Consider the following 11,788-nt stretch of genomic DNA (forward strand, 5'->3'; position numbering starts at 1 on the left):
TACTTACATCAGTTCAAAAGTTATTTATTATTTGCAGTCTGGCAAAGTACAACCATAGGATTTTAGTGCTGCCTGACTGAAAACCAGATCAGTTTGTTTTTTTAACAAACCATTCAGTGCTATTTTTGCGAAGCTGGTTTTTTCATCTGTACAATAACGATTGGTGTTATAGTTACCTCTATAATATAAATGTTGAGCCTGATCTAGTAAAACTGCCTGCGGAGTAGAATACACACCACAAGCTGTGGCAAGGGCTTTATCAAATAGAATAGGGATTTGAAGATCAAACTTACTTTGGATGGTTTCTGAAGTAAAAGATTTTGGACTTAATACCACGACTCTAAAATCAACACGATCGCCATATTCTTTAACCAGTGATTTGAAATGCTTCATGTTAAAGCGTGAACAGGGGCAGTCTGGATTAAAAAAATGGAGAAAAATAGGCTTACTGTGGTTCTTGTTCAAAGCTTCATTAAACACGATCAAACTTCCAGTCTCAATTGATTTATAGTCTTTAGGAATTGGAGTTGGCAATTTGTAAATGATATCGTTGTACCAAAATAGATACCCAATGGCAGAAAACAAAAATATTAGCCAAAAAAACACGAGCGCTTTTTTCATATTGAAATACAAAGTGATAGTAGGTTGTGTTTGTAAGACTAATAACGTCATTTATTATATTAAACGGAAGGAAATGTAAAGTTTATCGATTTGATGAGGGTTTATTTTTAATTTAGTTAATTAAATTTCTTAGTGTTTAAAGTTTAAGTGGTTGGAGTATTCTCAGATGTGAAAATGTGCGAGCTGGTAAAATATTTATAAGAATGGGGCAAACATTTATAAAAACATACCGCCTGATACTTCAATACGTTGTGCATTAATCCATCTAGCATCTTCGCTGCACAAAAAGGCAACTACACCGCCAATGTCATCAGGTAAACCAACCCGACCTAATGCCGTTTGGGAAGCGACTACCGTGTTAATTTGTTGGTTGTCGCGAACTAAGCCGTTACCGAAGTCGGTCTCGATTGCTCCAGGAGCGATAATGTTTGACCTAATTCCTCTTGCACCCAATTCTTTAGCTTGATACCTCGTTAAGGTTTCCATAGCGCCCTTCATCGCTGCATAAGCAGCATACCCTGGTATAGCGAAACGAGCCAAGCCTGAAGAAACATTGATAATCCCACTGCCATCATTTAGTAATGGTAAAGCCTTTTGTGTTAAAAAGAATGTGCCTTTAAAATGAATATTTACCAGGTTGTCAAATTGGTCCTCAGTGGTTTCAGCGAAAGATGCATGAACACCTATACCGGCATTGTTAATTAAGAAATCAAATTTATCCGTTTTGAAAACTGATTTAAGAATCGATTCGATTTCTATAAAGAAAGAATCAAAGGTTTTGATATCCGCAACGTTTAACTGTAAAGCGGCTGCATTAACACCAAACTTTTTAATTTCTTCAACAGTATTTTCTGCTTCTTCTTTTTGCGATTGATAGGTTAAGATAATATCAATTCCTTTAGATGCGATTTTTAGCGCTGCGTTTTTCCCTAATCCGCGACTACCGCCTGTTATTAGGGCAATTTTATTTTGTACTTCCATTTTCTTTTAATTGATAAACAAAGTTACCTGGAAAACCTTCATGAAAATGGTGACTATTTAAGATAAAACGGTGAGTGTTTAAGTATTATACGTTTGCTTCTTCCGTATGGTGTGATAAAGATTGGAAATAAACTTGGCGATACTGTTTAGGTGTTTGCCCCGAAAAGTGTTTAAAGAACTTGGTGAAATTCGATGGATCATAAGTTAGCGTTCTGGCAATCTCCGCAATCGGGACATCCAGCTGCTGTAGCATGGATTTTGAAATTTCTATCAAACGTGCCTCAAAGAAATAGCAGGGCGAATGTCCTGTAGCCGATTTGATCGTGTTGCTTAAATGAGTAGGGTGGATATGGATCAATTCTGCAAAATCCCTAACCTCAAACATTTCGTTAACTCTTCCAGATACGATATCATCAAGATGTATATCTAACGCGCTCAAAAAATCGGCAGTTATTTCGTGCTGGCGGGCTAAGAATTTTTGAGGAACTTTCATATCTACAACTATTATGTTTTAGCAAAAATAATATATTAATCTACTTGTGCATCGGCAAAAACTTAAGAGGGATATTATTTTTAGTGCGATGAAACCATTTTAAGCCCTATAATTGACCCGATTAATGTAGCTATAAAGAACATCCTTAAAAAGGTTGCGGGTTCTTTAAACACCAGAATCCCAATCAGTACTGTACCCACTGCGCCAATTCCTGTCCATACTGCATAGGCTGTACCTAATGGTAAGGTTTGCGTAGCTTTTAGCAGTAAATACATGCTTATAAATAAACAGGCCGCAAAACCTGCATACCAGGCATACATGATGTTGCCAACAGCTTCTTTTGCCTTACCTAGGCATAGTGTAAAGCCAACTTCGAAAAAACCGCCTAGTATTAATATGATCCAGTTCATAATTATATTCTTTTTGTACCGCAAAATTAACAATTTCAATAGTTACTGGACTTTACATATGTTAAATAATGAAAGTAGAACTTCAGTAATTTCCTTTGCTATAAAATTTCTGTAAATTGCGCCAGGGAATGAACATGAAGGATTACAGTGAATTAACTGACCAAATGCTGGGGCAACTGATCCTGAGGCAGGATAAACTCGCGTATACAGAGATTTACAAACGTTATTGGTCACTACTTTATCAACATGCACGTAGAATGCTGCAGAACGATGAAGAAGCAAAGAATGTGGTACAGGATGTTTTTTTAATGCTTTGGTCACGTGCGCCAGGTTTAGAACTGTCGGGCTCACTAGCAGCTTATCTTTATGCTGCTGTACGTAATAAGATTCTTAATATTTTCCGCAAAAACAAAATAGCTAACGAACATCTGGCATCCCTGGAGACATTTATTGAGCAGGGAGAAAATATAACTGATGATCAGATCAGAGAACGTGAACTTTCCCAAATTATAGAAAAAGAGATTGCTCGCTTACCTGAGCGTATGCAGCAAGTGTTTTTAATGAAAAGAAATGATAATCTGTCTTACAAGCAGATCGCAAATGCTATGGGTACTACAGAGTTAACGGTCAAAACCCAGATGACTAATGCCCTAAAGGTCCTACGGAAAAAACTCGGTTCGGCCAATTTTCACAGCGCTTTTCCCTTTTTATAAATTTATTTTTAATTCGGATACAGCAGAGCACCTACTGAAGTGTCTTTACTATAATAATGCATCAATACAAATAGTATGGGCTATAATAAAGCGAACCAACTGATTGAAAAATATCTGGCTAAGAAAGCAACTTTAAAGGAGCAAGAAATACTTGAGAGCTGGTATATTAACTATGCGAGCAACAAAGAGGACGAACTTCCGGAACCGGATTACGAGGCCGTTGAAGCTGAAGTTTGGTCTATTTTAGAACCAAAATCCTCACGTAGCTGGTCCTGGCAGAGGATTGGCATCGCCGCTTCTGTAGCATTGATGCTAAGTATGGGCATTTATTATTTTAATACTTCAAGTGATCGTAAAATGTTTTCTAAAGCTGAATATGCAACTGATATCAAACCCGGTAGAAACAGAACAATCATAAGGCTGGCCAATGGTAAACAGATTTACTTAAGTGATGTGAAATCAGGGGTGTCAATTAAAGGTCAGCAACTGGTTTATAATGACGGCTCAAATATTGAGGCCATCCATGCGAAAGGTGCTGAAGTTTTGACCATAAGCACACCCCGAGGCGGACAATATAATGTTGAACTACCGGATGGTACCATCGTTACCCTAAATGCAGCCAGTACACTCAAATTTCCTTCAACATTTTTAGGAGCATTGGATAGAGTTGTTGAGCTGGATGGCGAAGGCTATTTTAAAGTGACGAAGAATAAAGCCCATCCATTTATTGTAAATACCACTAAACAGCAGGTTAAGGTACTGGGCACGCATTTTAATATTAGTGCTTACGCAGATGACCCAACTACACTCACCACTTTGGAAGAAGGCTCGGTAGAAGTCAGATCAAAAAATGGAACTAATGGAACGCTATTAAAACCAAACCAACAATCAATATTAGCGGCATCCAATCGCATCACTGTAAAAGGTGTTAACGTTACTGAGGAATTGGCTTGGAAAAATGGCCTTTTCATTTTCAATGAAGAGGATCTGGAAAGCACGATGCGTAAAATATCGAGGTGGTATAATGTGGAAATTTATTACCAGGATAAGTTGCCCCCGATGTCTTTCCTTGGGTCTATATCCCGCTCAAAAAGCTTATCTACCGTTATTAAGCTGCTAGAAGAATCAGGTGGTGTCCATTTTAGAATTGAAGGAAGGAGGGTGATTGTCATGAAGTAATTTTACGTTCCAGACGGCAATCACAAAAAACCGGAATCCGACTAGGCATCGGAATCCGGCAGTATTGGATTCACCCGTATAAAAATTGTGCTAACAAATTCAACTGTCCACGAAATGTGTATATGCTCCATTGGGGCTATAATATATCGTGGGAAATAAACCCAACTAAACAAATGTATGAAATTTTATCAGCTATATAGCCCGGATTACGGAAGCTATATAAACAACCAACTATTGCGTATTATGAAATTAACCGTACTCATAATTACCTTATGCTTAGTCCAGGTAAGTGCCGCTACCAAGGCACAAACCATTACCTTGAATGAGAAAAATGCCCCGCTTGAGCAGATCATTAAATCAATCAGGGATCAAACGGGATATGATTTTATTGGCAATGCAAGTCTTATTAAATCTGGAAATCCCGTCACCATTCATGTCAAAAAAGCCTCAATAAATGAGGTTTTAAGGATCTGCCTGGGGAATCAGCCACTCGCTTATACGGTGGAGGACAAAACCATCGTCATCAAAAAGATTGTTTTAAGTGCTGAACTGATTGATCAACGGGCATGGCAGATTGAAGGAACTGTAATTTCAGATGATGGAGAGATTCCTTTAGCAAACGCGACCATCATTGCTGTAGGCACTGATATTAAAGCTTATACAGACAAGAATGGCAGGTTTTCTATGAACGTTCCTGAATTGGTAAAAGTGCTGCGTATCAACTATATCGGCTATGAATCCCGGGATTATAAAATAGATCCGAAAACAAAAAAAGTAGTGATCAGGCTTTCTCTTCAGAACAACTCCCTGGATGAGGTGGTTGTGAGAACCGGTATTTACAAAAGACCGGTAGAAAACTTCACAGGATCCGCAAAAACCATCACCGCCGAAGAATTAAAAAGAGTAGCTCCTTCCAATATTCTCGCAGCAATTGGTATTCTAGACCCTTCTTTCAGACTCCCTGAAGACATCAGTCTAGGTTCAGATCCAAACAGATTGCCTGATATAGAATTGCGGGGGCAGAATAATTTTCCTGACCAGAATACTAGTCCAACCTCTACTGCCACATTGAGAAATGTATTTGGCGACAAGCCAAATGCCCCTTTATTTGTGTTGGATGGATTTCAGGTAACCTTGCAAAGAATCTTTGACCTGGACATGAATAGGGTAGAGCGCATTACGATTCTAAAAGATGCTGCAGCAACTTCGATTTATGGTTCACGGGCTAGTAATGGTGTGGTGGTCATAGATACCCGACAACCTAAAGAAGGTTCAATAAGAATTTCGTATCGCGGTGGCATTACGGTAACCGCCCCCGATCTGAGCAGTTATGACCTGATGAATGCTGCTGAAAAACTGGCGTTCGAAAAAGAGGTTGGCTTTTATAAGGATAGTGGGACATGGCCATATTTGCAAACACTGCGCGATGCGGAATACAACGAAAGATTGAAAGCCGTAACCAGCGGGGTAGATACGTACTGGCTGTCTCAACCTTTGCAGACAGGCTACGGCACTAGCCATTCTCTTTATCTTGAAGGTGGCGATCAGGTCGTGAGATACGGAATAAACCTGAGCAGCAACAATGATGTGGCAGTGATGAAAGGTTCGGGTCGTGATCGCATAAGCGGTGGTGTAAACCTTACTTATCGCAATTCAAAACTGTTATTTGGGAACGATCTGACCATCAATAATGTAAAGGGAACAAACAGTCCTTATGGCAGTTTTGCAGATTATACAAAACTGAACCAGTATTGGTCGCCATATGATGAGGACGGGCAGTTTGCCAGATTTCTCGGTGAACCAAGAAGAAACAGTACCGGAGTGCTATACGCATCCTATGGAAATCCTTTATATAATGCAGCATTGCCCGGTAAAAATTTTAATGAACAGCTCGGTTTTACCAATAATTTCAGATTTGAATGGTCTGCGTTAAACTGGCTGCGCTTCATGGGCGGGGTAGGTTATACACATAACAATACTTCATCAGATTATTACTTATCGGCAAAAAATACAGCTTTTGAATCGAAGCCCATTACAGAACGCGGACGATACGATAAAAGCACAGGTAAAACAGATCTGATAGATGCCAATCTGGGTTTTGACATCAGGAAAACATGGAAAAAAAACCTGGTATTCTTTACCGGAAGTATAAATGCTACCGAGGGAAAAGAGCAAACTTTCAATACTTCAGCTATAGGTTTTCCTAATGAGAAGGTAGCAGAATTGATATTTGCCAGTAAATACAATCCGGAAACAACAAAGCCTTCTGGAAGCCAGGGAATCAGTCGACTGATCAGCGGAAGAATGAATGCCAACTATGCTTACGACAACAAGTATCTGCTTGATTTTTCTGTCAGTCTGGATGCTTCATCACAGTTTGGAAAAGATAGAAGTATGGCTCCTTTCTGGTCGGCCGGGATGGGCTGGAATATTCACCGTGAAAAGTTCATGGAGGATGTAAAATTCATTTCTTTCCTTAAAATCCGCGGTTCTGTAGGTACCACAGGGGATCAGAACTTTCCTCCCTATATGGCATTAAGTACCTATAATTATTATGCCGATCAGTTTTACCTCAACCAGCTGAGTGCTTACCTGGTTGGATACGGAAACTCAACTTTGGGCTGGCAAAAAAGTTTAAAACGGGGTGCCGGCGTTGACGCTACGTTATGGAACAACCGGATCAGTTTCTCCGGTGATTTTTACTATAATACGACCAACGACCTCATACTCGACATTACGACTCCACCCTCATTGGGCTTCAGCAGCTATAAGGAAAATGCAGGTGCATTGAAGAACATTGGATGGCAGGGCAGTGTCAATGTCAATATCATCCAAAAGCCCAAAGAAGCTTTTTACTGGAGGGCTGGTTTATCGGCATATGGAAATAAAAATACCATTACTCAGATATCAAATTCCTTGCGGAAGTTGAATGATGCAGCCAATGAGATAGACAAAGATTTAACCAACGTAAACAGGAAAAAGCCGAAAAGCTATTACCAGGAAAACCAGTCATTAACAGCATTATATGTAGTTAGAAGTTTGGGCATTGACCCGGCGAATGGACAGGAGATTTTCCTCGATAAAAATGGCAACGCAACTTATGTCTGGGATTCCAACGACAAAGTTGCCGTAGGTGATACCAGGGCACGGGTATCCGGAACACTGAGCACAGGGGTGGATTACAAGGGCTTTGGGGTTAATATCTATATGACCTACCGCCTTGGAGCTGATCTGTATAACCAGACTTTGGTAGACCGTATAGAGAATGCCGACAACACTTACAATTTAGATCGCCGGGTATCCAGCGAGAGGTGGAAAAAACCTGGAGATCAAACCTTTTTTAAAGGCATCATCGGTAGTGCGGATGGTAAAGCTGTAGTGGAAAGTACACTCGCAACCTCAAGATTTGTACAAAAGGAATATATGATTGAGGCCTCAAGGGTATCATTTACCTACCAGTTTCCCGAGCATTTGAAATGGCTTAAACAAGCGCGCCTTTCCAATACCAGGCTGGAGCTGTATATCGCAAATCCTTTCCAGATCTCTACAATCAAAAGGGAGCGTGGATTGGACTATCCATTTGCACACAACTTTACTTTCAACATATCCACAAGTATATTTTAATTAAAACTATAGCTTTATGAAAAAGCCATTATATATCTTACTATTCTGCCTCCTTGCAACGGGGATTTCCTCCTGCAAAAAATGGCTTGATGTAAAACCCGGCACCCAGGTGATTCAGGACGAAATGTTCAGTACCGAAGCGGGATTCAATCAGGCTTTACTGGGCTCTTACCTGCAAATGGGGACTGGGCTCTATGCAGACAACCTGACGATGACCACCATCAGTGCCATGGGACAGAACTATCAAACCACCGCTACTGGTCATCCCATGCTCGAACATGCCAGATACAATTATACAGCTCCTGTGGTAAAATTAACCATAGCAACGATATGGGGCAATATGTATAAAGCCATAGGTGGGGTAAACAATATCCTTGACCACGTAGACCAGGCCAAAGGTATATTCCTGAAAAACCATTATAACCTGGTAAAAGGTGAGGCTTTGGGTTTAAGGGCATACATGCATTTTGATTTACTGCGTATGTTCGGACCTGTTCCTGTAAATGGAGGTTCAGTAAAAGCCATTCCATATATTAAAACATTTAGCAAAGAGCTAAGCCCATTAAGCACCACTTCCGAAGTCATTACGCTTTGTTTGAAAGATCTGGACGAAGCAGAACAACTGTTATCCGTATATCCGGAAATTGTATACAACACAGAGGCAAGTGCCGACGAGTTTACCAACTATACACGTAATCATTTTAACTACTGGGCAGTAAAAGCACTGAAAGCACGGATCTACCTGTACGCAGGCGATAAAGTAAAGGCGCTCCAATATGCAAAAGAAGTCATCGCTTCCGGAAAGTTCCCCTTCGTAAACCGTAATACTTTTAACCTGACGGCCAACCAGGACCGAACCTTCTCTACCGAGCATGTGTTTGCACTGAATTTGCCTTTAACCAAAGCGCTTGTAGACATCCGTTTCCGTCTGGAAGGAAATACAACTTTCCAGAGTTCTACTTTCTTCCTGACCACTGCAACGATGAATACGGTATTTGATATTGCTCAGGCGGGTTCTACCGATTACCGTTACCTATATCATATCAGAACATTTAATGGATTCGGGTATAGCAGCAAGTTCTGGCAGGATGGGATTACCAATCTACAGCTCAGCAATCAGGCACCCTTAATCAGGCTTTCAGAAATGTATTATATCGCCGCTGAAGCTACCACGGATCTTACTGAAGCAAGAACCCTGGTTAACGAAATCAGGATAAATCGTGGACTGCCAGCATTGACTTCCACTTTTACTGAGCCGATCAGAATGCAGGAAATTGCTAAAGAGTACATCAAAGAGTTTTATGCCGAAGGACAATTGTTCTTCTACTACAAACGTTTGGGAACACTTCCAGTTCCGAGGTCGGCAGTAACTATGACCGCCGCCACCTACGTGTTTCCACTACCTGACACTGAAATTGAATTTGGTAACAGATAACCTTAAAGCAACGAAAAATGAAAACTATATTTCACATTCATAAAATTCAATTCCTCTCCATCATCTTGCTGATCATCATGGCTTCCTGCAAAAAGGAAGAACTGAGGTATGAAGATAAGGCAGGTATTTATATTGACAAGGAAAAATTTATTGGGGTTAAAGACAGCACGAGCTATTCCTTTGCCGAAAAGGCCAGTACACTGATGTTAGATACCATCTACATTCCTGTAAAAATTTCGGGTAACATGTCTCCGGTAGACCGTACAGTACCGCTAAAAGTGGACGAAAGTTTAACTACGGCGCTTGCCGGGATACACTATCAAATATTGGAGACCAAAATTAAAGCAAATGAGATCATCGGAAGGGTTCCTATTCTCCTAAAAAGAACAGCAGACCTCAAAGCGAAGCAGGTAAGGCTGTATGTGAAAATTGTGACCAGCGCTGAGTTTCCACTCCAAATTATGAATACCAAAACCAATAGTACATTCTCCGGAGAACCCGCCGGTACGTATGTGCCCGGTTACCTGATCAAATTGAGTGATCAGCTTTTAAAACCTGATACCTGGGATGCCACAGGTAGTTGGTTTAAACTCTTTTTTGGAACCTATAGTGCCACGAAATACAGATACATAATTGACATCACAGGAAGAATAGTCTGGGGACCGAGGGCTCGTGATGGTGCTGAAGCCCCTACGTTAGAACAGATGTATATTTATTATGCCAAACTTGTTTCAGCACTATATGAGTATGAAAAAATAAATGGGCCAATGATCGACGAAACAGGCAATCAGGTTACCTTCCCTAAACTATAAGAAAATGAAATCTAATATATTATCATTACTAAGCGTTGTGATGCTTTCCATGCTACTTGCAGCATGCATGAAAGACAAGAGCAACTATGATTTAAAACCAATCAATGAAATTGAAATTACTGCGTTGAGCACAGCAACAAATATAGATATATTGCTGAGTGATACACTTCGTATTAAGCCAACTGTGACACAAGACAATGTTACCAGTGGTACGTATACCTATAGCTGGTATATGTTTAGCGATGCTTTTGGACCTAAAATTGTTCTTTCTGATAAAAAAGACCTGAAGGTTGCCATGAATGCACCATTGGGTGGTTACACACTAATGTATGTAGTAAAAGATGTCAGTACGAATATAACTTCGACGGTTCAAACCCACGTTACGATTACATCTAGGTTTGGAAGTGGTATTGTCGTACTGGAAGAAAAACCACAGGGAGGTGACATCAGCCATCTGGGGTTTGACGGGGAAATTTACAGAAACTTATATAGTGAGGCTAACAAAGGCAGCTATCTTCCGACGCCCGTAGGCCAGTTGACGGGTTTTTACTACAAATCAGGCGAGCAGATACAAAAACCATATTACGTGTTTGTATCTGCTCCTGGCAGGACTACTATGCAACTGGATCCTGAAACTTATCAGAATGCGGGTCCTTTTTCCGGACTATTAGCTATCCCTCCATCTGCACCGGTAGAGCTGTCTGCAATTCAGGGATATGCTAACGGAAATGCCATTTACGCCATAGTGAATGGTAAAGTTCAATTCGGTTCACCAAGTGCGAGTACGCCCTTTTTTGATGGCGCATTGCTTGGCGATTATGAGGTAGCGCCTTTCATCATTACCTCTACAAGCGGAGGGAAAGCAAATACCCCTGCTATTACAGCAAATTTCATTTGTTATGATCAGAAATACGGCCGTTTTCTTTGGTTTACCGGTGGCAGTGTAGGCCTATTGAATACCTACAGTACCGATATGTCAAGTCCCGGAGCATTTGATCCGAATAACGTAAATAAAAAATGTGTATATGCTTGCTACTCCAACCAGTATGCTTATTACAATTGGCTAATGAAGGATGCCGCTGGAAAAATGTATTTCTATCAGATCTATCCAATAGGTATACAGAAAGCAGCGGCAGCTTCTGCAGAGATTCCTATATCTGCAGAAATGAGCGGTGCGACAATCTTTGCCGGTTCTACACAACTTCCACATATTTATTATGTTTCCGGAAATAATGTAATGGTATATGATTATAAGTCCAATACCGCAACAATAGTTTATACAGGTGCCACCACTGAACAAATTACGGATATGAAGTTCTCTGTCAGTAGGGTAGCAGAGTTCAGTACCTCTTATATGATTCTGAGAACAACAGGTAAATTGTATGTATCAACCTATAACGGAGCCGAAGGAAAAATAAATGAGTTTGATGTCTCTCCAACAGGAGCATTGGGCAGCCCCGTTAAAACCTATTCGGGCTTTGCAAAAATAATAAGCATGTTCTATAAAGAAAAAAGATAAC

The 11,788-nt window shown here is 40.4% G+C and carries 10 protein-coding genes; 6 read left to right on the top strand and 4 right to left on the bottom strand.

Annotation, left to right across the window (positions count from 1 at the left end):
* Positions 1–27: 27 nt before the first annotated feature.
* The 4 genes from FBD94_RS06995 to FBD94_RS07010 all read right to left on the bottom strand — a co-directional run bounded on the left by FBD94_RS06995 (position 28) and on the right by FBD94_RS07010 (position 2,505).
* Positions 28–672 carry a TlpA family protein disulfide reductase gene (locus FBD94_RS06995; RefSeq protein ID WP_317131563.1) on the bottom strand — a complete coding sequence of 215 codons (645 nt, stop codon included), beginning with the start codon at positions 670–672 and terminating at the stop codon, positions 28–30.
* Between the two features lie 165 nt (positions 673–837).
* Complete coding sequence (locus FBD94_RS07000) at positions 838–1,602, bottom strand: SDR family NAD(P)-dependent oxidoreductase (RefSeq protein WP_136879620.1); 765 nt, start codon at positions 1,600–1,602, stop codon at positions 838–840.
* Between the two features lie 85 nt (positions 1,603–1,687).
* Positions 1,688–2,095 (bottom strand): helix-turn-helix domain-containing protein, encoded by a 408-nt coding sequence (locus FBD94_RS07005; RefSeq protein WP_136879621.1) that lies wholly within the window; start codon positions 2,093–2,095, stop codon positions 1,688–1,690.
* A gap of 80 nt (positions 2,096–2,175) precedes the next feature.
* Positions 2,176–2,505, bottom strand: a complete 330-nt coding sequence (locus tag FBD94_RS07010) for a DMT family transporter (RefSeq protein ID WP_136879622.1) — start codon at positions 2,503–2,505, stop codon at positions 2,176–2,178.
* Between the two features lie 128 nt (positions 2,506–2,633).
* Between FBD94_RS07010 and FBD94_RS07015 the strand changes: the two genes are divergently transcribed.
* The 6 genes from FBD94_RS07015 (at position 2,634) to FBD94_RS07040 (ending at position 11,787) form a co-directional block, all read left to right on the top strand.
* Complete coding sequence (locus FBD94_RS07015) at positions 2,634–3,218, top strand: RNA polymerase sigma factor (protein WP_136879623.1); 585 nt, start codon at positions 2,634–2,636, stop codon at positions 3,216–3,218.
* Between the two features lie 75 nt (positions 3,219–3,293).
* On the top strand, positions 3,294–4,397 hold the full coding sequence (locus FBD94_RS07020) for a FecR family protein (RefSeq protein WP_136879624.1): 1,104 nt from the start codon (positions 3,294–3,296) through the stop codon (positions 4,395–4,397).
* A 177-nt stretch (positions 4,398–4,574) separates the two neighbouring features.
* Positions 4,575–8,021: a SusC/RagA family TonB-linked outer membrane protein gene (locus FBD94_RS07025; RefSeq protein WP_136879625.1), complete on the top strand. Its 3,447-nt coding sequence runs from the start codon at positions 4,575–4,577 to the stop codon at positions 8,019–8,021.
* A gap of 16 nt (positions 8,022–8,037) precedes the next feature.
* Positions 8,038–9,456, top strand: coding sequence for a RagB/SusD family nutrient uptake outer membrane protein (locus FBD94_RS07030; protein ID WP_136879626.1), 1,419 nt, complete (start codon positions 8,038–8,040; stop codon positions 9,454–9,456).
* A 17-nt stretch (positions 9,457–9,473) separates the two neighbouring features.
* Positions 9,474–10,268 carry a DUF4843 domain-containing protein gene (locus tag FBD94_RS07035; protein ID WP_136879627.1) on the top strand — a complete coding sequence of 265 codons (795 nt, stop codon included), beginning with the start codon at positions 9,474–9,476 and terminating at the stop codon, positions 10,266–10,268.
* Positions 10,269–10,272: 4 nt separating this feature from the next.
* Positions 10,273–11,787: a PKD-like family lipoprotein gene (locus tag FBD94_RS07040; RefSeq protein ID WP_136879628.1), complete on the top strand. Its 1,515-nt coding sequence runs from the start codon at positions 10,273–10,275 to the stop codon at positions 11,785–11,787.
* Position 11,788 lies beyond the last annotated feature (1 nt).

The sequence above is a fragment of the Pedobacter hiemivivus genome, from assembly GCF_005144565.1.
Classification (GTDB): Bacteria; Bacteroidota; Bacteroidia; order Sphingobacteriales; family Sphingobacteriaceae; genus Pedobacter; species Pedobacter hiemivivus.

What these genes read in the sequence shown, in the direction of transcription:
- FBD94_RS07020 (WP_136879624.1), top strand. Translation starts at nt 3,294, where the DNA reads ATGGGCTATAATAAAGCGAACCAACTGATTGAAAAATATCTGGCTAAG.
- FBD94_RS07000 (WP_136879620.1), bottom strand. Translation starts at nt 1,602, where the DNA reads ATGGAAGTACAAAATAAAATTGCCCTAATAACAGGCGGTAGTCGCGGA.
- FBD94_RS06995 (WP_317131563.1), bottom strand. Translation starts at nt 672, where the DNA reads ATGACGTTATTAGTCTTACAAACACAACCTACTATCACTTTGTATTTC.
- FBD94_RS07040 (WP_136879628.1), top strand. Translation starts at nt 10,273, where the DNA reads ATGAAATCTAATATATTATCATTACTAAGCGTTGTGATGCTTTCCATG.
- FBD94_RS07015 (WP_136879623.1), top strand. Translation starts at nt 2,634, where the DNA reads ATGAACATGAAGGATTACAGTGAATTAACTGACCAAATGCTGGGGCAA.
- FBD94_RS07010 (WP_136879622.1), bottom strand. Translation starts at nt 2,505, where the DNA reads ATGAACTGGATCATATTAATACTAGGCGGTTTTTTCGAAGTTGGCTTT.
- FBD94_RS07025 (WP_136879625.1), top strand. Translation starts at nt 4,575, where the DNA reads ATGAAATTTTATCAGCTATATAGCCCGGATTACGGAAGCTATATAAAC.
- FBD94_RS07005 (WP_136879621.1), bottom strand. Translation starts at nt 2,095, where the DNA reads ATGAAAGTTCCTCAAAAATTCTTAGCCCGCCAGCACGAAATAACTGCC.
- FBD94_RS07035 (WP_136879627.1), top strand. Translation starts at nt 9,474, where the DNA reads ATGAAAACTATATTTCACATTCATAAAATTCAATTCCTCTCCATCATC.
- FBD94_RS07030 (WP_136879626.1), top strand. Translation starts at nt 8,038, where the DNA reads ATGAAAAAGCCATTATATATCTTACTATTCTGCCTCCTTGCAACGGGG.